Source organism: Rhodanobacter sp. KK11 (assembly GCF_033345435.1).
Classification (GTDB): domain Bacteria; phylum Pseudomonadota; class Gammaproteobacteria; order Xanthomonadales; family Rhodanobacteraceae; genus Rhodanobacter.
Map to the genome: position 1 here is coordinate 29913 of NZ_JAWPMI010000002.1, position 24032 is coordinate 53944.

The 24032-nt window shown below is 68.6% G+C and carries 20 protein-coding genes; 10 read left to right on the forward strand and 10 right to left on the reverse strand.

Annotated features, from left to right (window positions below):
- The first annotated feature begins 31 nt into the window (after positions 1–31).
- From tal to tkt, 4 genes are all read left to right on the forward strand, one after another.
- Positions 32–1126 carry a transaldolase gene (tal, locus tag R5H19_RS06565; protein ID WP_318158190.1) on the forward strand — a complete coding sequence of 365 codons (1095 nt, stop codon included), beginning with the start codon at positions 32–34 and terminating at the stop codon, positions 1124–1126.
- Complete coding sequence (gene pgi / locus R5H19_RS06570; RefSeq protein WP_318158191.1) at positions 1123–2757, forward strand: glucose-6-phosphate isomerase; 1635 nt, start codon at positions 1123–1125, stop codon at positions 2755–2757. Before tal ends, pgi begins: the two co-directional genes overlap by 4 nt.
- 133 nt (positions 2758–2890) lie before the next feature.
- A complete protein-coding gene (pgm, locus tag R5H19_RS06575; RefSeq protein WP_318158192.1) occupies positions 2891–4537 on the forward strand; it encodes a phosphoglucomutase (alpha-D-glucose-1,6-bisphosphate-dependent) in 1647 nt (548 codons plus the stop codon).
- Between the two features lie 48 nt (positions 4538–4585).
- Positions 4586–6646 carry a transketolase gene (tkt, locus tag R5H19_RS06580; protein WP_318158193.1) on the forward strand — a complete coding sequence of 687 codons (2061 nt, stop codon included), beginning with the start codon at positions 4586–4588 and terminating at the stop codon, positions 6644–6646.
- Positions 6647–6736: 90 nt separating this feature from the next.
- Here tkt and R5H19_RS06585 read toward each other — a convergent pair whose 3' ends face one another.
- Entirely contained in the window at positions 6737–7492 is a 756-nt protein-coding gene (locus R5H19_RS06585) for a Bax inhibitor-1/YccA family protein (RefSeq protein ID WP_318158194.1), read from the reverse strand.
- Positions 7493–7614: 122 nt separating this feature from the next.
- Between R5H19_RS06585 and hemC the strand changes: the two genes are divergently transcribed.
- Positions 7615–8532: a hydroxymethylbilane synthase gene (hemC, locus tag R5H19_RS06590; protein ID WP_318158195.1), complete on the forward strand. Its 918-nt coding sequence runs from the start codon at positions 7615–7617 to the stop codon at positions 8530–8532.
- A 151-nt stretch (positions 8533–8683) separates the two neighbouring features.
- On the opposite strand, the gene R5H19_RS06595 is transcribed toward hemC, so the two are convergent.
- Positions 8684–9493 (reverse strand): DUF481 domain-containing protein, encoded by an 810-nt coding sequence (locus R5H19_RS06595; protein ID WP_318158196.1) that lies wholly within the window; start codon positions 9491–9493, stop codon positions 8684–8686.
- A gap of 97 nt (positions 9494–9590) precedes the next feature.
- Positions 9591–10493 carry a hypothetical protein gene (locus R5H19_RS06600; RefSeq protein WP_318158197.1) on the reverse strand — a complete coding sequence of 301 codons (903 nt, stop codon included), beginning with the start codon at positions 10491–10493 and terminating at the stop codon, positions 9591–9593.
- Positions 10494–10600: 107 nt separating this feature from the next.
- Between R5H19_RS06600 and R5H19_RS06605 the strand changes: the two genes are divergently transcribed.
- Together R5H19_RS06605 and R5H19_RS06610 are read left to right on the forward strand one after the other, a co-directional pair.
- On the forward strand, positions 10601–11584 hold the full coding sequence (locus R5H19_RS06605; RefSeq protein ID WP_318158198.1) for a YafY family protein: 984 nt from the start codon (positions 10601–10603) through the stop codon (positions 11582–11584).
- A 10-nt stretch (positions 11585–11594) separates the two neighbouring features.
- On the forward strand, positions 11595–12515 hold the full coding sequence (locus R5H19_RS06610) for a patatin-like phospholipase family protein (protein WP_318158199.1): 921 nt from the start codon (positions 11595–11597) through the stop codon (positions 12513–12515).
- Between the two features lie 10 nt (positions 12516–12525).
- Here R5H19_RS06610 and R5H19_RS06615 read toward each other — a convergent pair whose 3' ends face one another.
- From R5H19_RS06615 to ugpC, 5 genes are all read right to left on the reverse strand, one after another.
- The gene (locus R5H19_RS06615; RefSeq protein ID WP_318158200.1) at positions 12526–12894 is read right to left on the reverse strand and encodes a DUF488 domain-containing protein; all 369 of its coding nucleotides are present in this window, start codon (positions 12892–12894) and stop codon (positions 12526–12528) included.
- 64 nt (positions 12895–12958) lie between these two features.
- Positions 12959–13675: a glycosyltransferase gene (locus R5H19_RS06620; protein WP_318158201.1), complete on the reverse strand. Its 717-nt coding sequence runs from the start codon at positions 13673–13675 to the stop codon at positions 12959–12961.
- A 221-nt stretch (positions 13676–13896) separates the two neighbouring features.
- On the reverse strand, positions 13897–14766 hold the full coding sequence (locus R5H19_RS06625; RefSeq protein WP_318158202.1) for a ParB/RepB/Spo0J family partition protein: 870 nt from the start codon (positions 14764–14766) through the stop codon (positions 13897–13899).
- 3 nt (positions 14767–14769) lie between these two features.
- Positions 14770–15648 (reverse strand): ParA family protein, encoded by an 879-nt coding sequence (locus tag R5H19_RS06630; RefSeq protein WP_318158203.1) that lies wholly within the window; start codon positions 15646–15648, stop codon positions 14770–14772.
- Positions 15649–15716: 68 nt separating this feature from the next.
- Complete coding sequence (gene ugpC / locus R5H19_RS06635) at positions 15717–16808, reverse strand: sn-glycerol-3-phosphate ABC transporter ATP-binding protein UgpC (RefSeq protein WP_318158204.1); 1092 nt, start codon at positions 16806–16808, stop codon at positions 15717–15719.
- A gap of 134 nt (positions 16809–16942) precedes the next feature.
- Here ugpC and R5H19_RS06640 point away from each other — a divergent pair, with 134 nt between their 5' ends.
- Positions 16943–18298 (forward strand): GH1 family beta-glucosidase, encoded by a 1356-nt coding sequence (locus R5H19_RS06640; RefSeq protein ID WP_318158205.1) that lies wholly within the window; start codon positions 16943–16945, stop codon positions 18296–18298.
- A 45-nt stretch (positions 18299–18343) separates the two neighbouring features.
- On the opposite strand, the gene rsmG is transcribed toward R5H19_RS06640, so the two are convergent.
- Together rsmG and R5H19_RS06650 are read right to left on the reverse strand one after the other, a co-directional pair.
- Positions 18344–18973 (reverse strand): 16S rRNA (guanine(527)-N(7))-methyltransferase RsmG, encoded by a 630-nt coding sequence (gene rsmG / locus R5H19_RS06645; RefSeq protein WP_318158206.1) that lies wholly within the window; start codon positions 18971–18973, stop codon positions 18344–18346.
- Positions 18974–19121: 148 nt separating this feature from the next.
- Complete coding sequence (locus tag R5H19_RS06650; RefSeq protein WP_318158207.1) at positions 19122–19571, reverse strand: SPFH domain-containing protein; 450 nt, start codon at positions 19569–19571, stop codon at positions 19122–19124.
- A gap of 401 nt (positions 19572–19972) precedes the next feature.
- Between R5H19_RS06650 and R5H19_RS06655 the strand changes: the two genes are divergently transcribed.
- Complete coding sequence (locus R5H19_RS06655) at positions 19973–20983, forward strand: LacI family DNA-binding transcriptional regulator (protein WP_318158208.1); 1011 nt, start codon at positions 19973–19975, stop codon at positions 20981–20983.
- Between the two features lie 171 nt (positions 20984–21154).
- On the forward strand, positions 21155–23977 hold the full coding sequence (locus R5H19_RS06660) for a TonB-dependent receptor (protein ID WP_318158209.1): 2823 nt from the start codon (positions 21155–21157) through the stop codon (positions 23975–23977).
- The last annotated feature ends 55 nt before the right edge of the window (positions 23978–24032 follow it).

Sequence of the window (24032 nt, forward strand, 5' to 3'; positions counted from 1 at the left end):
GTATCGATCGAATCGGAAACACGGAGCAAGCATGAAAGCGACCCGCCAATTGCACGACCTCGGCCAGAGCCTGTGGCTGGACAACATCACCCGCACCTTGCTCGACGACGGCACGCTGGCGCGCTACATCGCCGAGGACTCGATCACCGGACTGACCTCCAACCCGAGCATCTTCGATGCGGCGATCGGCGGCGGCGACGCCTACGACGCCGGCATCCACGCCAAGACGCTTTCCGGCATGGGTGGCGAGGCGCTGTTCACCGAACTGGCGCTGGAAGACCTGCGCCGCGCCGCCGACCTGTTCAAGCCGGTGTTCGACGCCAGCGGGCAGGTCGACGGCTGGGTCTCGATGGAAGTCTCGCCGCTGCTGGCCGCCGATACCGCCGGCTCGATCGCCGCGGCGCGGCACATCCACCACCAGGGCCGGCGCGACAACCTGTTCGTGAAGATTCCCGGCACCCCGGAAGGCGTGCCGGCGATCGAGGAGGCGATCTTCCTCGGCATCCCGATCAACGTGACCTTGCTGTTCTCCTGCGCGCAGTACCAGGCCGTGGCCGAGGCGTACATGCGCGGCATCGAGCGGCGCCTGCAGGCCGGACTGGACCCGCGCGTGGGTTCGGTCGCCTCGCTGTTCATCAGCCGCTGGGACGTGGCCGCCAACAAGCAGCTGCCGAACACGCTGCACAACAAGCTCGGCATCGCGGTGGGCCAGCAGACCTACCGCGCCTATCGTGAGCTGCTGGCCTCGAAGCGCTGGCAGAAACTCGCCGCCGCCGGCGCCCGGCCGCAGCGCCTGCTGTGGGCCAGCACCGGGGTCAAGGATCCGTCCGCACCGGACACGCTGTACGTCAGTGCGCTGGCCGCGCCGGACACCATCAACACGATGCCGGAAAAAACCCTGCACGCATTCGCCGACCACGGCCAGCTGCACGGCGTGCTGGCCGACGACGGCGGCGACGCGGACGCGGTGCTGGCGCAGATCGCCGCCGCCGGCGTGGACCTCGACGCGCTGGCGCTGAAACTGCAGCGCGACGGCGCCGAGGCGTTCGTGAAATCGTGGCAGCAGCTGCTGCAGCGGATCGCCGACAAGGCCAGCGCGCTGGACAAGGAATCCGAGCTGCCATGAGCGCACCGCGACTGACCCGCCTGCCCCAGTGGCAGGCGCTGCAACGGCATGCCGACGCGATCGGCCAGCGCCACCTGCGCGAGTGGTTCGCCGCCGATCCGCGGCGCGGCGAGCGCTTCGCGCTGGAGGAGGTCGGCCTGTACCTCGACTACTCCAAGCAGCGCGTGGACGACGACGCGCTGCGCCTGCTGCGCGAACTGGCGACGGCGCGCGGCCTGCTGCAGCGGATCGAGGCGATGTTCCGCGGCGAGCGCATCAACACCACCGAGCAGCGCGCCGTGCTGCACGTGGCGCTGCGCGCACCGGCGGCGGAGAAGATCCTGCTCGACGGCCACGACGTGGTGGCGGACGTGCAGGCGGTGCTCGAGCGTATGGCGGCGTTCACCGAGCGGGTGCACAGCGGCGCGTGGCGGGGCCATGACGGCAGGCGCATCCGTCACGTGGTCTCGATCGGCATCGGCGGCTCCGACCTGGGCCCGGTGATGGCGTACGAGGCGCTGCGCGCCTACAGCCGGCGCGAGATGACCTTCCATTTCGTCTCCAACGTGGACGGCACCGATTTCGCCGAGGCGGTGCGCGAGCTGGACGCGGCCGAGACGCTGTTCATCGTCTGCTCGAAGACCTTCACCACGCTGGAGACGCTGGCCAACGCGCGCGCCGCGCGGGCGTGGTGCGTCGAAGCACTGGGCGACGAGGCGGCGGTGGCGAAGCACTTCGTGGCGGTGTCCACCAACGCCGACGAGGTGGCGAAGTTCGGCATCGACACCGCCAACATGTTCGGCTTCTGGGACTGGGTCGGCGGGCGCTACTCGATGGATTCGGCGATCGGCCTGTCCACCATGCTGGCGATCGGCGCGGAGCATTTCCGCGCGATGCTGGCCGGCTTCCATGCGATGGACGAGCATTTCCGCCATGCGCCGTTCGAGCGCAACCTGCCGGTGCTGATGGGCCTGCTGGCAGTGTGGAACAACAACTTCCTCGGCGCCGCCAGCGTCGCGGTGCTGCCGTACGAGCAGTACCTGAAGCGCTTCCCCGCCTACCTGCAGCAGCTGACCATGGAGAGCAACGGCAAGCGCGTCACCCTGGACGGCGCCGCCGTGGACTACGCCACCGGGCCGATCTACTGGGGCGAACCGGGCACCAATGGCCAGCACTCGTTCTACCAGCTGCTGCACCAGGGCACGCGGCTGGTGCCGTGCGACTTCATCGGCTTCGGCCAGAGCCTCAACCCGCTCGACCAGCAACACGACCTGCTGCTGGCGAACCTGATCGCGCAGGGCGAGGCGCTGGCCTTCGGCAAGACGGTCGAGGAAGTGCGCGCCGCCGGCACCGATGCCGCGCTGGCCCCGCACCGCACCTTCCCCGGCAACCGCCCCAGCAGCACCATCCTGGCGCAGCGGCTGACGCCGCACGTGCTCGGCAGCCTGATCGCGCTGTACGAGCACAGCGTGTTCGTGCAGGGCGTGATCTGGGACATCGACTCGTTCGACCAGTGGGGTGTGGAATTGGGCAAGCAGCTGGCCAAGACCACCATCGCCGAGCTGACCGCGAAGGACGAGCCGCCGCTCGCCCACGACAGCTCCACCAACGCACTGATCCGCCGCTATCGCCAGCTGCGCGACACCGCCTGAACTCCCTCCCCTGCTTTGCAGGGGAGGGTTGGGGTGGGGTGCTCTTGACCGGCTTTCGCCAGTCCGCGCCACCCCTCCCGACCTCCCCTTGCGAGCAGGGGGAGGGGCATGCCAACAGTCACTCGAGAGACCCATGAGTCAACACATCAGTCCCCTCGCCGGCCAGCCGGCCCCGTCCTCGATCCTGGTCGACATCCCGCGGCTGCTGGCCGCGTACGCGGACCTGCAACCCGACCCTTCGGTGCCGGCGCAGCGGGTGGCCTTCGGCACTTCCGGCCATCGCGGCAGTTCGTTCGAACGCAGCTTCAACGAGGCGCACATCCTGGCGATCAGCCAGGCGATCTGCGAGTACCGCCAGGGCAAGGGCATCGACGGCCCGCTGTTCATCGGCGCCGACACTCACGCGCTGTCGCAGCCGGCGTTCGAGAACGCGCTGGAAGTGCTGGCCGCCAACGGCGTGCAGACGATGATCTCCAGCGGTGGCGAATACACGCCGACGCCGGCGGTGTCGCACGCGATCCTGGTCTACAACAAGGGGCGCTCGAACGGCCTCGCCGACGGCATCGTGATCACGCCCTCGCACAACCCGCCGGACAACGGTGGCTTCAAGTACAACCCCAGCAACGGCGGCCCGGCCGACAGCGACATCACCAAGTGGGTGGAGAACCGCGCCAACGCCCTGCTCGAAGGCGGCCTGAAGGAAGTGCGGCGGATGCCGTACGCGCAGGCGCGCAAGGCGGCCACCACGCACGAGCACGACTATCTCGACAGCTACGTCGCCGACCTCGCCAACATCGTCGACTTCGACGTCATCCGCGGCGCCGGCGTGCACTTGGGCGTCGACCCGCTGGGCGGCGCGGGCGTGCACTACTGGGCGCCGATCGCCGAGCGCTACAAGCTCGACCTCACCGTGGTCAGCGAGACGGTCGACCCGCAATTCGCCTTCATGAGCGTGGACTGGGACGGCAAGATCCGCATGGATCCGTCGTCGAAGTACGCCATGCAGCGGCTGATCGGCCTGAAGGATCGCTACGACGTGGCCTTCGCCTGCGACACCGACCACGACCGCCACGGCATCGTCACGCGCTCCAGCGGGCTGATGGAAGCGAACCATTACCTGTCGGTGCTGGTCGACTACCTGTTCCGCCACCGCCCGCAATGGGGCACGCACGCGGCGGTGGGCAAGACCGTGGTCAGCACCGCACTGATCGACCGCGTGGCAAAACGCCTGGGACGTCGACTGTATGAAGTGCCGGTCGGTTTCAAATGGTTCGCGCCGGGCCTGTTCGACGGCTCGCTCGGCTTCGGCTGCGAGGAAAGCGCCGGCGCCTCGCTGCTGCGCCGCGACGGCACCGCGTGGGCCACCGACAAGGACGGCCTGGTGCCGGCGTTGCTGGCGGCGGAGATGACCGCCCGCGAAGGCCGCGACCCGGGCGAGCTGTACGCGCGCCTGACCGGCGAACTGGGCCGGCCGTACACCAGCCGCGTCGATGCCGCCGCCACGCCGGCGCAGAAGGCGAAGCTGGCGAAGCTCTCGCCCGGGCAGTTGAAGAGCGACCGGCTCGCCGGCGAGAAGATCGAGCAGGTGCTGGACCACGCGCCCGGCAACGGCGCCGCGATCGGCGGGATCAAGGCGATCGCCGCCAGCGGCTGGTTCGCCGCCCGGCCGTCCGGCACCGAGGCGATCTACAAGGTCTACGCCGAAAGCTTCAAGAGCGAGGAGCACCTGCAGGCGCTGCTGAAGGAGGCCCAGGGCATCGTCGACGCTGCGCTGGCCTGAGCATCGCCAGCGGGCTCCTACCAGACACATTCCACCGGAGGTATCACCATGACCCACGCCCTCGACCAGCAATGCATCGACCTGCTGCGTTTCCTGTCGGTGGACATGGTGCAGAAGGCCAACAGCGGCCACCCCGGCCTGCCGCTGGGCGCCGCGCCGATGGCGTACGCGTTGTGGACGCGGCAGCTGAAGCACAACCCGGCCAATCCGCACTGGCCCGACCGCGACCGCTTCGTGCTCTCCGCCGGCCACGGTTCGGCGCTGCTGTACAGCCTGCTGTTCGCCACCGGCTACGACCTCACGCTGGACGACTTGAAGCAGTTCCGCCAATGGGGCAGCAAGACGCCGGGGCACCCCGAATACGGCCACACGCCGGGCGTGGAGGTCACCACCGGCCCGCTCGGCCAGGGCCTGGCCAACGCGGTGGGCATGGCGATCGGCGAGGCGCACCTGGCCGCGCGCTACAACCGCGACGGCCACACGGTGATCGACCACCGCACCTGGGCCATCGTCAGCGACGGCGACCTGATGGAGGGCGTGGCCAGCGAGGCGGCCTCGCTGGCCGGGCACCTCAAGCTGGGCAAGCTGGTGTGCCTGTACGACGACAACTACGTGACGCTGGCCGGCGGCACCGACATCACCTTCTCCGAAGATCGCGGCAAGCGCTTCGAGGCGTACGGCTGGCAAGTCATCCACGTGGCCGACGGCAACGACCTGGCAGCGATCGACGCCGCGCTCGAGGCCGCCCGCGCCGACACCGCGCGGCCCTCGCTGATCCTGGTGCGCACGCATATCGGCTACGGCTCGCCCGAGCAGGACACGTTCAAGGCGCACGGCTCGCCGCTGGGCGTCGAGGACGTCAGGAAGACCAAGGAGAAACTGGGCTGGCCGATCGAACCGGACTTCCTGCTGCCGACGCCGGCGCTGGCGCATTTCCGCGAGGCGCTGGACCGCGGCGTCGAGGCCGAGCGCGCCTGGAACAGCCGTATGGACGGCTATACCCACGCCTTCCCGGAGCTGGCGCGCGAACTGCAGAGCCGCCTGGATGGTGCGCTGCCGGTTGGCTGGGACGCGGACATCCCGACGTTCCCCGCCGACGCCAAGGGCCTGGCCACCCGCGTCGCCGGCGGCAAGGTGATGAACGCCATCGCGCCGAAACTGCCGGCGCTGGGCGGCGGCTCGGCCGACCTCGACCCATCCACCCACACCGCACTGACGGAGCTGGGCGACTTCAATCCGCCGCTGGCGCCGGGCGAAGACGCGCAAGGTTCCGATGGCGGCGGCTGGAGCCACGCCGGGCGCAACCTGCACTTCGGCGTGCGCGAGCACGCGATGGGCGCGATCGCCAACGGGCTCGCCGCGCACGGCGGCTTCATTCCGTATGGCGCCACCTTCCTGATCTTCTCCGACTACATGCGCCCGGCAATCCGCCTGGCCGCGCTGATGGGCCTGCACGTGGTGCACGTGTTCACCCACGACAGCGTGGCGCTGGGCGAGGACGGTCCGACCCACCAGCCGGTGGAGCAGCTGGCCAGCCTGCGCGCGATCCCCAATCTCACCCTGATCCGCCCCGCCGACGCCAACGAGACCGCGGTGGCCTGGAAGGTGGCGCTGGAAACGAAGCGGCGGCCGGTGCTGCTGGCGCTGACCCGGCAGAACGTGCCCACGCTGGACCGCACGCGCCATGCCGCCGCCGACGGCCTGCGCCGCGGCGCCTACGTGCTGCGCGACGCGCCGGACGGCAAGCCATCCCTGATCCTGATCGCCAGCGGCTCCGAGGTCGGCCTGATCGTCGCAGCCGCCGACCAGCTGCAGGCCGACGGCGTCGCCGTGCGCTGCGTGTCGATGCCGAGCTGGGAGCTGTTCGACGCGCAGCCGCAGAGCTACCGCGACACCGTACTGCCGCCCACTGTTTCGGCGCGGCTGGCGGTGGAACTGGGCTCACCGCAGGGCTGGGACCGTTACGTCGGTCCGCGCGGCGACGTGCTCGGCATCGACCACTTCGGCGCCTCCGCCCCGGCCGACGTGCTGCTGCGCGAGTTCGGCTTCACGGTGGACAACGTGGTGGCGCGGGCGAAGAAAGTGCTGAACCCTGCAGGAAACATGTAGGAGCGCACCGTGTGCGCGATGCTCTTCCATCACGTGACGGAAGGCATCGCGCACACGGTGCGCTCCTACAACAACAACTGTCGCGATCGCTCAGTTGCGCGACTGCAGCTTCGACAGCAGGCGCAGCAGTTCCAGGTACAGCCAGACCAGGGTGACCACCAGCGCGAACGCGCCGTACCACTCCATGTACTTCGGCGCGCCGGACTGGGCGCCGGTCTCGATCAGGTCGAAGTCGAGGATCAGGTTGAGCGCCGCGATCACCACCACCACCACGCTGAACGCGATGCCGACGCCGCTGCTGCCGTTGATGAAACCCATCGAGTGGCCGAAGAAGCCCATCGCGAAATTGGCCAGGTACAGCAGCAGGATGCCGCCGGTGGCGGCGACGATGCCGAGCTTGAACTTCTCGGTGGCGCGGATCAGCCCGCTGCGATAGGCCAGCAGCATCGCGGCCATGGTGCCGAAGGTCAGCCCCACCGCCTGCATCACGATGCCGGGGTAGCGCATCTCGAAGATCGCCGACAGCGCACCGATGAACAACCCTTCCGCCACCGCGTACAGCGGCGCGGTGATCGGCGCCCAGGTCTTCTTGAACACGGTGACCAGGGCCAGCACCAGACCGCCGATCGCGCCGCCAAGCATCAGCGGCAGCATCGCCGGCAGGCTCTCGGGGCCGGCGAAGCGGCTCCAGCTGACCATCGCGCCGACCAGCACCAGGATCAGCAGCAGGCCGGTCTTGTTGACCGTGCCGTTGATCGTCATCGCCTCGCTGTCGCGGGTGAAGACCGCGCCGCTGGCGGCGTCGAGGAAGGTGTTCTTGTTGAGCGCCGGATTGCCGCTTTGCATGATCTGCCTCCGTGGTTTGCCACCCATCCTAGCGGCTTTGCCGCCGCCCTGCGCCAACGTGTCGTTACCGCCGCGCGCAAACTACGCGACAATGTGCGCCTGTCGAACGTCGCGGAGCCCCGATGAACCCTTCCACCCTGCGCATCGCCACCCGCAAGAGCGCGCTCGCGCTGTGGCAGGCCGAACACGTCGCCGCGCGGCTGCGCGCCACGCACCCGGGGCTGGCGGTGGAACTGGTGCCGCTGTCCACCCGCGGCGACGAGATCCTCGACCAGCCGCTGGCCACCATCGGCGGCAAGGGGCTGTTCCTGAAGGAGCTGGAGGTGGCGATGCTGGAAGGCCGCGCCGAGCTTGCCGTGCATTCGCTGAAGGACGTGCCGGCGCAGCTGGAGCCGGGCTTCGTGCTGCCGGCGATCCTGCCGCGGGCGGACGCCGCCGATGCGTTCGTCAGCAACCACTACGACAATCTCGACGCGCTGCCGCAAGGCGCGCGGGTGGGCACCTCGTCGCTGCGGCGGCAGGCGCAGTTGCGCGCGTTGCGGCCGGACCTGGTGCTGCTCGACCTGCGCGGCAACGTCGGCACCCGGCTGGGCAAGCTCGACGCCGGCGCCTACGACGCGATCGTGCTGGCCTGCGCCGGGCTGGAGCGGCTGGGCCTGGCTGCGCGCATCCGCTCGCGGCTGGCCGCGCCGGCGTGGCTGCCGGCGCCGGGCCAGGCGGCGATCGCGATCGAGGCGCGCGAGGGCCAGGCCGGCGTGCTGGCGTTGCTGGCCGCGCTGGACGACGCCGACACCCGGCTCGCCGTCAGCGCCGAGCGCGCGATGAACCAGGCGCTGGGCGGCAGCTGCACGGTGCCGGTCGGCGCCTGGTGCATGCTGGGCGAACGCGGCCTGCACCTGCGCGGCATCGTCGGCGACGCCGCCAGCGGGCGGCTGCTGCACGCCGAGGCCAGCGGCCCCAGCGACCAGGCGATCGCGCTGGGCCGGCAGGTGGCGGCGGACCTGCTGGCGCAGGGTGCGGGCGACTTGCTGGAACGGTGACCGCGCGAAGAACAGCGGGCTCGGTAGGGCGGGCACGGCCCGCCGCCTTTCGCGTTGCATGGCAAGAGCGGCGGGCGGTGCCCGCCCTACAAGAACAAACGGCCCCGCCGCTCGCGCGACGGGGCCGTTTGCGTACCGGTGACGCTCGAACTCAGAAGCTGTAGACCAGATTGGTGGTGGTCAGCGTGTCGGTCTTCTTGATGCCCGGCAGCACGTCGCTGTTGTGGCGCACCTGGAAGCCGACCTTCAGTGCCAGCTTGCGGGTCATGCTGACCGCCACGCCGGCGTCGTTCTGCAGGTAGGTGTTCTTCGAGCCCGCTTCCATCAGGAAGGTGTCCTCGAACGCGGTGTTCTCGGTGAGCTTGTACTTGTAGTTGGCCAGACCGCGGGCGACCATTTCGCTTTCGGTCGGCTGGCGCTGGTGCTCCACCACGCCGTTGACCACGACATCGACGTCGGCCGGGCGGTAACGCTTGTAACCGGGACCGATTTCGAACGACAGCTCGTTGCGACCGTCCTTCAGCGCGATGTAGCCGTAACCGAGCGAGACGATGCCCTGCCACAGGTTCGCGCCGAAGTCGTCGTGCTCGTAGCGGGCCGCGCCCACGATGTAGCTGCGCGGGTCGAGCTTGAGGCCGACCGAGGCGCCGCCGTCATAGCGGTTGGCGGTGGTGTTGAACTGCTTCAGGGTGTTGCCGTTGGTGTCGACCACGGTCTGCTGGCTCTTCGAGCGCAGGCCGTCGAGGAAGAAGTTGTTCTTCCACTGCTCGTTTTCCTGGCTCAAGCCGAGCTTGGCGTTGACGTTCTCGGCACGCGAGTTGCCGGTGGACGAGGCAAAACCGAATTCGCCCGAGCCGGTCCAGCCGCCGTTGCTGGCCGGGTTGGTGTCGGCATCCTGGGCCTGGGCAGCGAAGCTCGCGAAGGCGGCCAGCAGCAGGCCGGCGATCAAGGTCTTTTTCATCGGGGACGGTCCAATCGTTAAACAAAGGTAAGGGCGCTACCTTAACGGGACGGCTTGAATTTGCCATGAACGGCGCCGCCACGCCATCCGCACCACTTCAGCCGGCGGCCGCCAGCCCGCCCGCCAGGGCCGTCTCGTAGACGCGTTGCTCCAGCATCTTGCCGAGCAGGCAGCTGGCCACCGCCACCGCCGCGGCCGGCAGGCTGCCGCCGTAACGTTCGGTCAGCAGCAGCGCGACGCATGGCAGCACATAGATGAGGATCGCCGCCACGAAGCGTGCCGGCGGCACGGGGTGCGCCTCCATGTCGCCACCCGCACCGTGCGGCAAGCCCAGCAATTGCCAGCGCATGCCCTCGAGCAAGCCCAGCAGCAGGGCCAGTGCCAGCAGCAGCAGGACCCACGGGTACGCGCGGTGCGGCGACTCCGGCCCGCCCTGCGCCATCGTGCACAGCCACAGCCACAGCCCGCCGCCGTACCAGGCGGTGACCAGCCGGCTCACCGGCAGCGACGACGACACCCGCTGCAGCCCGGGCGACAGGCGGCGGCGATAGCGATAGGCGGTATAGACCAGACTGACCAGGCTGCACAGCATCAGTGCCACGCCAGCCAGACGCATCGCCGGGACATGGCCGTGGCCGTCGCCGAGGATGATCACCAGCAACACCGGCAGGAAGGTCACCAGCGCCATCAGCACCGCGCGCCGGGGCCAGCGGTGGTATTCGGGTTGCCAACCGTACCAGTCGGTCGTGGCGGACGGCCGCAGCTGGACCAGCAGCAGGCCGGCGCCGACCAGCGCGGTGCCGAGGAGCAGCGGCATGCGCATGCCGCAGCGGCCGATTTGCTCCATCCCCAGCGCCAGCGCCATGCCGAGCCAGATCCACAGGCCGTAGCCGCTGATCGCCAGCACCCGCAGCAGGATCTCCGCATAGCCCGACGGTTGCGCGCCGGCGACAACGGCATCGGGCAGGGCGTCCTCGGGCAATTCGCGGGTCAGCGGCATGAAGACGTCCGATGAGCGTCGGGAGCGGGCGTGGCGTCGACTTGCGACCGCCACGGGCCGCCGCCATGCTACACAAAGCCTCTTCCCCACGATATGCCGACGCCCCCATGGATCGCTACGAACGCATACTGACCCTGCACCGGCTGCTGAAGTCGGCGCACTACCCGATTCCGTTGTCGCGCCTGCTCGGCGAGCTGGAGTGCTCGCGCGCCACGCTGTACCGCGACGTGGCGTTCCTGCGCGATGCGCTGGGCGCGCCGGTCGAGAGCGCCGGCACTGACCAGGCCGCGTTCCGCTACGAGGCCGGCGAGGGCGAGAAGTTCGAACTGCCCGGGCTGTGGCTGACTTCCGACGAACTGGCCGCGTTGCTGGCGCTGAACGAGCTGATCGGCCGCTCCGGCCCCGGCGTGCTGGCCGGCGCGCTGGCGCCGTTCAAGTCGCGCATCGAGGGTCTGCTGTCCAGCCACGACAACGGCAAGACGCTGCCGATCGAGCGGATCCGGGTGATTCCGTGGGGCGAGCGCAAGCTGGACCAGCAGGTGTTCCGCATCGTCGCCGGTGCAGTGCTGGAGCGCAAGCAACTGCGCTTCCGCTACCGCGCACGCACCACCAACGCGGACAGCCGCCGCACGGTGTCGCCGCAGCGGCTGACCCACTACCGCGACAACTGGTACCTCGACGTGTGGGATCACGACCGCCACGCGCTGCGCAGCTTCGCGGTCGACCGCATCGCCGACGCACAGGCGCTGGACACCCCCGCCACCGACGTCGCCGATGCCGAACTCAACGAACTGCTCGCCTCCAGCTACGGCATCTTCGCCGGCAAGCCGAAGGCGTGGGCGACCATCCGCTTCTCGCAGCACGCCGCGCGCTGGGTCGCCGACGAGCACTGGCACTCGCAGCAGAAGGGCGAGTGGCTGGCGGACGGCCGCTACGAGCTGAAGCTGCCGTACTCCAACTCGAAGGAGCTGCTGATGGACGTGCTCAAGTACGGCCCGGACGCGGAGGTGGTGGCACCGCTGTCGCTGCGCGAGGAGATGAAGATCCTGCTGCAGCTGGCGCTGGGCAGCTACCAGCAGCAGCCGCGCTGAGCGGGCGCCGGTGGCCGACGCCGCGCCCGTCGCACGCAAGCCGACCGTGGCGCTGGCACTGGGCGCCGGCGGCGCGAAAGGGCTGGCGCACATCGGCGTGATCGAGGAGATCGAGGCGCAGGGCTACGCGATCGTGGCAATCGCGGGCAGCTCGATGGGCGCGCTGATCGGCGGCATCCATGCGGCGGGCAAGCTCGACGTGTATCGCGACTGGGTCTGCGCACTGGCCAAGCTCGACGTGCTCAAGCTGGTCGACTGGAGCTTCTCCGGCGGCGGCCTGATCAAGGGCGAGAAGATCATCGAGACCATGCGCGGGCTGGTCGGCGACGTGCGGATCGAGGAGCTGCCGCTGGCGTTCACCGCGGTGGCCACCGACCTCGAGCGCGGCCGCGAGGTGTGGCTGAGCCGCGGCGGCCTGTTCGACGCGATCCGCGCCTCGATCGCGATCCCCACCGTGTTCCGCCCGCACACCATCGACGGCCGCCGGCTGGTCGACGGCGCCCTGCTCAATCCACTGCCGGTGACCCCGCTGATCCGCGAGAGCGCCGACTACCTGATCGCGGTCAGCGTGGACGGCCCGGCGGTGACGGCCACGCCGCCGGAACCGCCGGCCCAGCCTACGATCGCGCAGAACGGTTACCGTCATCGCATCGGCGAGTTCATCGGCCGGGTCATCCCGCGCGGCGAAAGTCGTCCGCGCGAGCCGGGCACGCTCGAGCTGCTGACCCAGGCGATGGACCTGATGCAGGCGAACCTGTCGCGCCTGCGCCTGGCCGCGTACGCGCCGGACCTGCTGATCCAGCTGCCGCACAACATGGCGCTGGCCTACGAGTTCTACCGTGCGCGCGAACTGATCGAGCTGGGTCGCGCGCAGGCGCGCGCGACACTGGCGAACTGGCCGCGTGCCGGCACGCCGCAGCGCGAGGCCTGAGCGGTGCGCGTCAACGCGGACCGTGCGAATGCAGCCAGTTCTCCAGATACGCCTTCAGCGCCACTGCATTGTTGTGCTCTTCGTCGCGGGCGCCGAAGAGCAGGGTGACGTGATGCCGCGCGGCCCGCTCGGCCAGCGGCTGCCAGTGCTCGGCCAGCGCATCCAGCTCGCCGGCATAGCGATGACGGAATCCGTCCCAGCGTGCCGGGTCGTGGCCGAACCACTGGCGCAGGGCGGTCGAGGGCGCCAGTTCCTTCGCCCACAGATCCAGCGGCACCGCCTCCTTCTTCAGTCCACGCGGCCACAACCGGTCGATCAGCACGCGGTAGCCGTCGGCCTTCGCGGCCGGCTCGTAGACACGCTTGACGGCGATGCTCATGGGCGGTCTCCCGGAAGAAAGACTCCCAGCATACGACGGTCGGAACCGCGCAGCTTGATCCGGATCAGAGCTCCTCGACCCGGGTGACCTTGCCGCGACGCATCAGCCAGGCCACGCCGCGCAGGTCGGCCAGGCCGACCCACAGCCGGTCCAGCATGCCGTACTTGGACACGCCGGCGGTGCGCGGACGGTGGCCGACCGGCACGCTCTGGCTGGCGAAACCGGCGCGCTTGACCAGCGCCGGCAGGTAGCGGTGCATGTGGTCGAAGTAGGGCAGGCGCAGGAACACCTCGCGCTCGAACAGCTTCAGGCCGCAGCCGGTGTCCGGGGTGGCGTCCTTGAGCATGCGCGAGCGCACCGCGTTGGCGACCTTCGACGAGATGCGCTTGTTGAAGCTGTCGCGACGGGTGGTGCGCCAGCCGGCGAACAGCTTCACCTCGGCCGCGGCACCGTCGCGCGCGGCCAGCAGTTTCGGGATGTCGGCCGGGTCGTTCTGGCCGTCGCCGTCCAGCGTGGCGATCCACGCGCCGCGCGCCGCGCGCACGCCGTTCCACACCGCCGTGCTCTGCCCGCTGCGGGTGACGTGGTGCAGCACGCGCAGCTCCGGGTGCAGCGCCTTCTGCGCGGTCAGCACGGCGCGACTGTCGTCGCTGGAATCGTCGTCGACGTAGACCACCTCGTAGTCGACCTTGCCGCGCAGCGCGGCAGCGATCTCGGCCAGCAGCGGCGGAATGTTGTCGCGCTCGTTGAAGACGGGGACGACGACGGAGAGTTGCGGCATGGGGAGGCCTTTCAGCGAAGACAGATGCCGCGCCGAACGCAGCAGGAACGCAGTTTAATGCCAAAGCGCGTACTGCTCCTCCCCCTGCGCAGCAGGGGGAGGCTGGCGACCGCAGGGAGTCCTTCAGGTGAGGGGGTAGGGCTTTTGACTTTAAAGGCAAGATCAAGAGCGACCCCTCCCCAACCCTCCCCTGCGTTGCAGGGGAGGGAGCAAAACCGCGTCTAGCGGAGCTTGCCGAGGATGCCGTCCAGCTCGTCGTTGCTGTGGTAGTGGATCACCAGCTTGCCGCGGCCGCCGCGGCCCTGGGCCAGCTCGACGCGGGTGGCGAAGCGTTCGGCCAGTTCGCGTTCCAGCGCGGCGACGTTCGGGTCGCGCGCGGGCGCGTGCTTGGCCTTGCCTTTCGGCGCGGTCTGCGCACGGCGCGCAGCCTCTTCCAGCTCGCGCACCGACCAGCCCAGGGTGGAGGCCTGGCGCGCCAGCGGCACGGCGATGGATTCCTCCAGCGTGAGCAGGCAGCGGGCGTGGCCCATTTCCAGCTTGCCATCGTCGAGCAGGCGCTTGATCGCCTCCGGCATCTCGGTGAGCCGCAGCATGTTCGACACCGCGGCGCGCGAGCGACCGACCGCGTCGGCGGCCTGCTGGTGGGTGAGGTCGAAGTCGTCGATCAGCCGCTTCAGCGCGTCGGCCTCCTCCAGCGGGGTGAGGTCCTGGCGCTGGATGTTCTCGATCAGCGCCATCGCCGGCACCGCCGCCTCCGGCACGCTCTTCACCAGCGCCGGAATCTCGCTCATCTGCGCGCGCTGCGCGGCCCGCCAGCGGCGCTCGCCGGCGATCAGCTCGTAGCTGTTCCGGCCGGTCTCGCGCACCACCACCGGTTGGATCAGGCCCTGCGCCTTGATCGACGCGGCCAACTCGTCCAGCGCCTCGTCATTCCAGTGCCGCCGCGGCTGGTACTTGCCGGGCTGGATCTGCTGGATCGGCAGCGTGCGCAGCTCGCCTTCCTGTGCCAGCACCGACGGTGCGGCGTCGCCGTCGCCGCCGAGCAGGGCGTCCAGCCCGCGTCCGAGTCCACGTTTTTTCGCTGCAGCCATGCCTTAGTCCTGGTGGTTGGCGGCCGGCGCCTTGAGCGTCGGGCCGCTGTCGCCGTGCGCAGGCAGCGGCGGTTCGATGTCGTCGACCGGATCGACCGCGGGCACGGCGCCGCGCGACAGCCCGCGCTCGCGCCGGATCACCTCGCCGGCCAGGCCGATGTAGGCGATCGCGCCACGCGAGCTGCGATCGTACAGATGGATCGGCTGGCCGTGGCTGGGCGCTTCGGCCAGGCGCACGTTGCGCGGGATGATCGAGCGCAGCACCTTGTCGCCGAAGTGCTGGGTGAGCTGGGCGGAGACTTCGTTGCCGAGGTTGTTGCGCACGTCGTACATGGTGCGCAGCAAGCCCTCGATCTCAAGGCGGGGGTTCAGCCGATGGCGCACCGCCTTGACCGTGTCGAGCAGACTGGACAGGCCTTCCAGCGCGAAGTATTCGCACTGCACCGGAATCAGCACGCCGTCGGCCGCAGTCAGCGCGTTGAGCGTGAGCAGGTTCAGCGACGGCGGGCAGTCGATCAGGATGGTGTGGTAGTTCGGCGCGATCTTCGCCAGCTGTTCCTTCAGCCGGTGCTCGCGCGCCAGCGCATCCATCAGCTTCAGCTCGGCCGCGGTGAGGTCGCCGTTGCCCGGCAGCAGGTCGTAGTGCGCGTCGGTGGGCACGATCGCCGCGGCGATCTCCACTTCCTCCAGCAGCACCTCGCAACCGCTCGCCTTGATGTCGCGCTTGTTGACGCCCGAGGCCATCGTGGCGTTGCCCTGCGGGTCCAGGTCGACCAGCAACACCTTGCGCTTCGCGGCGGCCAGCGCAGCAGCGAGATTGACGGCAGTGGTGGTCTTGCCGACGCCGCCCTTCTGGTTGGCGACAGCGATGATGCGGGCCATGGATGGATAGCTACCGTACGCGGGAGAGGGCTAGTGTAATGCCTCGCCCCGCCCGGCGCTGCCCGTGCTCAGGCGCCGATCCGCGCCCCGCTGGCGGCGTCGAACAGGTGCAGCCGCTCGGCTGCCAGGCCCAGCGCCAGCGTGCTGCCCGGCTCGGGCAGGGTCCGCGGCGACACCCGCGAAACCAGCGCATGATCGCCGTGACGCAGGTTCAGGAAGACCTCGTTGCCGACCGGTTCGAGCACCTCCAGCCGCGCGCTGAACGCAGCCTCGCCGGTGTCCCGCGGCTGCAGGTGTTCCGGGCGGATGCCCAGCACGACCTGGCGATCGCGCCACGGTTGCCACGCCGCCGCCTGCGCCGGCTCGCCCAGTGCGATGTCGCCGTCGGCGGTGGCCAGTGTCCAGCCGCGGTCGCGGCGCAAAGTGCCGTGCAACTGGTTCATCGCCGGGCTGCCGACGAAGCCGGCGACGAACAGGTTGGCGGGTTTTTCATACAGGGCCATCGGCGTGTCGATCTGCTGGATCACGCCGCCGTCCAGCACCACGATGCGCTGGCCCAGGGTCATCGCCTCGATCTGGTCGTGGGTGACGTAGATCATGGTGGCCTTGAGCTGGCGATGCAGCCGCGCGATCTCCACCCGCATCGACAGGCGCAGCTTGGCGTCCAGGTTGGACAGCGGCTCGTCGAGCAGGAACACCTTGGGATCGCGCACCAGCGCCCGGCCCAGCGCCACGCGCTGGCGCTGGCCGCCGGACAGCGCGGCCGGGCGCGAAGCCAGCCGCGTCTCCAGTTCCAGCGTCTTCGCCGCCGCGGCCACGCGCCGGTCGATGTCGGCCTGCCTGTGGCCGCGCAGCTTCAGGCCGAAGCCGAGGTTCTCGGCCACCGTCATGTGCGGGTACAGCGCGTAGTTCTGGAACACCATCGCGATGTCGCGATCCTTCGGCGCCACCGCGTTGACCACGCGGCCGTCGATGCTCAAGGTGCCACCGCTGATCGACTCCAGCCCGGCGATCATGCGCAGCAAGGTGGTCTTGCCGCAGCCCGACGGCCCCACCAGCACGAGCAACTCGCCATCGGCGATCTCGAAGCTGGCGTCGGCCACGCCGACGTGGCCGTTGGGGTAGACCTTGCGCAAGCGGTCCAGACGTACGACAGCCATGGGCATCTCCAGTGGGGGTTGGCCACGACGGCCCGTCTTCGCCGCAGCATGCGCCTGTCTGCACATTGGCGAAACATTCGGCTATTCTGCCGATGTAATCGTTTACATCAAGCACTTTGATCGCAGGAACCCTCATGACGCCCCCCCGCTTCCGCTTTCCCGACGGCTTCCACTGGGGTGCCGCCACCTCGGCCTACCAGATCGAGGGCTCGCCGCTGGCCGACGGCGCCGGCCCCAGCATCTGGCAGCGCTTCGCGCATACGCCGGGGATGATGGTGAACGGCGACACCGGTGACGTCGCCTGCGACCACTACCGCCGCTATCGTGAAGACGTGCAGCTGATGAAGGCGCTGGGTCTGCAGGGCTACCGCTTCAGCATCAACTGGGCGCGCGTGCTGCCCGAAGGCACCGGCCGGGTCAATCCGAAGGGCCTGGATTTCTATTCGCGGCTGGTCGACGAGCTGCTGGAAAACGGCATCGCGCCGAACGCCACGCTGTTCCACTGGGACCTGCCGGCGGCGCTGGACGACCGCGGCGGCTGGCTCAACCGCGACATCGCGCACTGGTTCGCCGAGTACGCCGAGGTGATGTTCAAGGCGCTGGACGACCGCGTGCCGCGCTGGTCCACGCTCAACGAACCGTGGGTGGTCACCGACGGCGGCTACCTGCACGGCGCACTCGCGCCCGGCCACCGCAGCAAGTACGAGGCACCGATTGCCGCACACAACCTGATGCGCGCCAGCGGCGCCGGCATCCAGGCGTACCGCGCACACGGCAAACACGAGATCGGCGTGGTGTTCAACATCGAGCCGAAGTACCCGCACTCGGACAGCGCCGAGGACCTCGCCGCCACGGCCCGCGCGCACGCCTACATGAACCAGCAGTTCGCCGACCCGGCCCTGCTCGGCAGCTACCCGCCCGAGCTGAAGGAGATCTTCGGCGACGCCTGGCCAGATTTCCCGCAGGACGATTTCAAGCTGACCAAGCAGAAAGTCGACTTCGTCGGCATCAACTACTACACCCGCGCCGTGGTGAAACACGACCCGAACCAATACCCGCTGAAAGCCTCGCCGGTGCGCCAGCCGAACAAGACCTACACCGAGACCGGCTGGGAAGTGTTCGAGCAGGGCCTGACCGACACGCTGACCTGGTTCAAGGGCCGCTACGGCGACATCCCGCTGTACATCACCGAAAACGGCTCGGCGTTCTACGACCCGCCGGTGGCCGAGGCCGAGGTGCTGGAAGATCCGCTGCGCACGAACTACCTGCGCAGGCACCTCAAGGCGCTGCACCAGGCAATCGAAGCAGGCGTGAACCTCAAGGGCTACTACGCGTGGTCGCTGCTGGACAACCTGGAATGGTCGCTCGGCTTTTCCAAGCGCTTCGGCCTGTACCACGTCGATTTCGCCACCCAGCAGCGCACGCCGAAGGCCACCGCAAAGCTGTACGCGCAGGTGATCGAGAGCAACGGCGGCGTGCTGGACGGCTGATCGTCGCCCGAGCCACGTCCGCAGGAGCCCGCGGGCCAGCCGGACTCAGGTGCGGCGGAGCACCAGCAGCTGCCGTTCGGCATCGAGCCCTGGCACGTGCAGGACGTGCCGCTCGCGCAACTCGAAACCCGGCGGTACGCCCGGCAGTTCCTCTTCCACCGACTTGCCCTTCATCGCCAACCACACGCCGTCCGGCGCCAGCAGGTGGCCACCCCAGCCGAGCATGTCGGCGAGGCTGGCGAACGCGCGCGCGGTGATGCAGTCGAACTGGCCTTGCACGTCTTCCGCCCGTGACTGCACGGCGCGCACGCCGTCGAGTTTCAGCGTGCGGATCGCCTCGCGCAGGAAGCGCACCTTCTTGCCGTTGGAATCGACCAGCAGGATCTCCCGCCCCGGCGCGGCGATCGCCAGCACGATGCCGGGCAGGCCGGGGCCGGTGCCGAGGTCGGCCAGGGTCTGGCCCTGCACGTAAGGCAGGATCGCCAGCGAATCGAGCATGTGGCGGGTGACCATCTGCGCCGGGTCGCGCACCGCGGTGAGGTTGTAGGCCGCGTTCCAGCGTTCGAGCAGGGCCTGATAGTCGAGCAGCCGCGGCACCGCGTCGGCCGGCAACTGCAGGCCCAGGGCGGCAATGCCTTGTTCAAGCCGTGACTGCAAGGCATCACGCGTGGTCATGGGTTCGCTCGGGGAAGGGGACGCAAAGTATCCGCGGCCCGCGCCGGCATTGCCAATCCCGACAAAAGAAGACCCGCCGAAGCGGGTCGAAGGCTTGCAAATCCCCTGCGACGCGGACGCTCTCGGACGCCCTGACGCGAACTGCGACTCAGGCCACGTCGAGCTCGACCCGGGTCACCATCATGCCGCGCTCGCGCAACGAGCTGTTCAAGGTTTGCTTCACTTTTGCGCCGAGGTCGCGGCGATCGGCAACCGGCTCGCTGCGCAGGGCTTCCTGTGCGCCGCGGCGGATCAGCTGGTCGACCTGCTCGAACACCGCATCGGCGCGCTCCGGCTCCAGCACCTGCCAGTACACCGTGCCGCGCACGTCGCGCGCGTCGGCCAGCGGCTCCTCGAAACGCAGGGTCTGGCCGGCCAGGTCGATCTTGTGCGCGACCCGGTCCAGCACGGGCAGCACCAGGTGCGTGCCCGACTGCAGCACGCGCACCAGCTTGCCGTGGCGATACAGGCTGTAGACCTGCCCGGCCGGCACGCGCCTGACCGCGCTGGCAAACAGCACGGCGAGGATCGCAAGCAGCAGGGTCAGTAGCGTCATCATGGCCTGAAAAACAATGCGTTACATGCGGTTTCTTCAAAACTCGCGGTAGCTTGAGAGTACAGCTGCCTGAGCCCACAAAGATTAACCTTCATTTAACAGCAAACCAAATGTTTAACAACAGGTGCCAAGCCTCATTTTGGCGACGCCATTCACGACTTTGGCAAATCCATCCTCAGGCATGCCGGAACCGTGCCAACCAGCCGTCTGCTGCAGCGCCGTAGCGCACTTTCCACGGATCGTTGGCGTCATCGCTGGCAGGCGTGCCCGGCAGGACGGCCTCGCACGCCAAGGACTGCGGCGGTGCAGCAGGGAAGTTTGTTTTACAAGCACTTTACAATGCGACATGAAAACGTTTACGTTGCCGTTGCAATGCGGTTTTTGGCCTCTCCCGGACACCTCACATGTCGGCAGCCACCATCAAAGACGTAGCGCGCGAAGCCAGGGTTTCCGTGGCCTCGGTGTCGCGCGCATTGAATGGCGGCCATGGGGTGACCGCCGAAACCAGCCGGCGCATCCATGAAGCCGCGCAGCGCCTGCACTACGTGCCGCACGCCGCGGCGCGCATGCTGATCACCCGCCGCACCAACACCGTCGGCGCGTTGCTGCCGGACCTGTACGGCGAGTTCTTTTCCGAGCTGATCCGCGGCATCGACCTGGCCGCGCGGGCACGCGGCCTGCACCTGCTGGTGTCCAGTTCGCACGACGATGCCGAGGCCGCCGCGGTCGCGCTGCGCGCGATGCAGGGCCGCGTCGACGGCCTGCTGCTGATGTCGCCGCACGCCGATGCCGACTTCCTGCGGCAGAACCTGCCGCACGATTTGCCCACCGTGCTGATGAACACCCGGCTGGCCGGCAACGACTACTGCGCGCTGTCGGTGGACAACGACGGCGGCGCCCGGCTGATGGTCGAGCACCTGCTGGCGCAGGGCCACCGGCGCCTCGTGTTCATCCAGGGCCCCCCCGGCAACCGCGACGCCGTCGAGCGGGAACTCGGCTACCGCGAGGCGCTGGCCAGCCATGCGCCGGGCTGCCCGGTGCTCACCCTGGCGGGCGATTTCAGCGAGGAGTCCGGCTATCGCGCCGGCCAGCAGGTGCTGGCGATGCGGCCGCGGCCGGATGCGGTGTTCGCCGCCAATGACATGATGGCGATCGGCTGCATGGCGGCGCTGCGCGACGCCGGGATCTGCGTGCCGGAAGAAATCGCCGTCGGCGGTTTCGACGACGTGCCGATGGCGCGCTACGTGACGCCGCCGCTGACCACGATCCAGGTGCACATCGCCGAACTCGGCAGCCAGGCGATGGAACTGCTGGGCGAACAGATCGACCAGCCCGGCAGCGTGCCCGCCGGCACCCGTCGCCACGTCGGCGCCGAGCTGGTGGTACGCGCATCCAGCGGAGCGGGCATCGCCTAGCGGAACGACATCTTGCCGATGCGGGATCGCATCGGAGCAAACCGCCCTGGCACGACCGGGCGGCTGGCGCGGAGGGATCGGGGGAATATCCGTCCACGGGCAACACCACAGCAACGCGACAGCAGAAACATCCCAAACCATTTGCAACAACATACGGGAGAGGATCAGGTCATGGCCAATCAACGCACATTACCCAGGCACATCTCGCTGGCCCTCGCCGGCCTGCTGGTCACCACGTTCGCACTGCCGGGCGCGCAGGCCCAAACCAGCACGGCGATCCTGCGTGGGCACGTCAGCGCACCGCAGGGACAAGTACCCACCGAGGTGGTCGCCACCAACGTCGCCACCGGCTTCGTCAGCAAGGCCAAGGTCGGCGCCGACGGCAACTACACCCTGGCCGGGCTGGCTCCCGGCAGCTACACCATCGTGGCCAGCGGCAACGGCAGCCGCGCCAGCCAGACCGTTACCGTGCAGGTCGGCCAGTCGCTGAACCTGAACCTCGACGCCGCCGCCGCGCCCAGCGCCGCCAACGCCGCCAACCTGCAGGGCGTCACGGTGAACGCGACCACGCTGGTCGAGACGCGCACCTCGGAAGTGGCCACCAACGTCACCCAGAAGCAGATCCAGACGCTGCCGCAGAACGAGCGCAACTTCCTCGATTTCGCCAAGCTGGTGCCGGGCGTGGTCACCTCGCGCGACCCCAACACGAAAACCTTCTCGTCGGGTGGTCAATCGGCCGAGAATGTAAACGTTTTCATCGACGGCGCCAGCCTGAAGAACAACGTGCTCAAGGGCGGCATCGCCGGTCAGGACTCGACCCGCGGCAACCCGTTCTCGCAGGAGGCGGTGCAGGAATTCCGCGTGCTGACCAACAACTACAAGGCCGAGTACGAACAGGCCGGCACCGCGATCATCACCGCGGTCACCAAGTCGGGCACGAATGAATTCCACGGCTCGCTGTACGACTACTACCAGAACCAGGGGATGATCGCGCAGAACTCGTTCGACAAGAAAAACCACGTCAAGAAGCCCGACTACAAGCGCGAGCAGCGCGGCTTCACGCTGGGCGGCCCGATCATCAAGGACGTGGCGCAGTTCTTCATCAACTACGAGGAACGCAAGGACACCGCCAACAACACGGTGCAGATCAACGACCCGCGCTTCGCCCAGTACAACGGCACCTTCTCGGCGCCGTTCAACGAGAAGACCTTCTTCGGCAAGCTGAGCTGGCAGCCGAACCAGAACAACAACGTCGACCTCAGCCTGACCACCCGACGCGACAGCGAGCAGCTCGGCTTCGGCGGCAACACCGCCTACAGCGCGCGCAGCAACCGCAAGAACAACGTCGACGACCTGCTGGTGAAATGGCAGTCGCGCGGCGACAGCTGGACCAACGACCTGCTGCTCGACGCCGGCACCGCGAAATGGCACCCGACCTCGGCCGAATCCGGCTCGGTGCGCCGCATCTACGATCCCGGCATCGCGGTGATCGGCAGCGGCAGCGACCTGCAGGACAAGGGCCAGAACCAGCGCACGATCCGCAATGACTTCACCTGGTTCGGTCTGCCCAACCACACCATCAAGGCGGGCATCAAGTACGCCGCGTACGGCATCACTCTGGAGCAGAACAGCGCGACGGTGCCGACCTACTATTTCAGCGAGGACGCCGCCTACCCGGGTGGCTTCAATTCGCCCTACAAGGCGGTGTATTCGCCCACCGGCGCCAGCGCCAACCTGCACACCAACCAGCTCGGCCTGTACGTGCAGGACGACTGGGACATCACCGAGCGCCTGCAGCTGAACCTGGGCCTGCGCTGGGACTACGAGACCAACGCGCTGAACAAGGATTACGTGACGCCGGCGGTGCAGATCCCCACGCTCGAATACCTGGGCCTGCAGGATTACATCAGCAACGGCCACAACCGCGACGGCTACAAGGGTGCGATCCAGCCGCGTCTCGGCTTCTCGCTGGACGTCAGCAAGGACGGCGACCAGAGCACCACCATCTTCGGCGGCGCCGGCCGCTACTACGACCGCACGCCGTTCGACTGGGTCAGCCAGGAAGAGCTGCATTCGCTGGTGCCCAACTACACGTTCCTGTTCAGTCCTGGCGGGGTCACCCCGGGCACCATCGCGTGGGATCCGAGCTACCTCACCCCGGCCGGCCTCAACGGTTTGCTGGCGTCCGGCTCGCCCGGCTTCAGTTCCGAGATCGACGTGATCAACAACAAGACGAAACCGCCGCACACCGACCAGTTCAGCCTGGGCGTGCGCCAGGTGCTGGGCGACTGGACCGCGTCGCTGACCCTGGCCCGCGTGCTCGGCTATGACCAGTTCACCTGGGTGTGGAACCGTCTGCCGGAACCGGGCTTCGTGCTCAACCAGATGCCCGGCAGCCCGTACGGCGTGGTGCTGCACAACACCGACAAGAAGACCCAGTCCAGCAGCGTGCTGGTCAGCATCGACAAGCCGTATACCGAGGCCTCCGGCTGGGGCGTGGGCCTAGCCTACACCTACCAGCGCGCGCGCCAGCAGGGCAACGACAACTACTCGCTGGATTACGTCGATCCGGCCGGCTACCCGGCCGGGCACGTGGGCGAGAAGCAGCACCTGGTGCTCAATGGCATCGTGCGCGGCCCGTGGGACACCCGCCTGACCGGCATCTTCACCTACGGCTCCGGCCTGCCCTACGACTACTTCGCCAACGTGCCGGGCTGCGACTACAACTGCATCTTCTACAAGAACGGCAAGTATGGGCAGAAGTACCTCAACCTCGATCTGTCGATCGCCAAGGAATTCCGCTGGGGCGAGAGCCAGGCGCTGGAGCTGCGCTTCGACGTGATGAACGTGTTCAACCGCGACGTCGACAACGGCTACGTCAACAACCAGTACAACTGGGGCACGACGACCCCGAACCCCGACTTCGGCCGGGCCACCAGCGCCGATCCGAACCAGACCCGCCGCTTCCAGATCGGCGCACGCTACACGTTCTGATCCATCCGCGGCAGCCGGCACCGCCGCTTCACCCGTCCGCCCGCAGGCTGCGCGC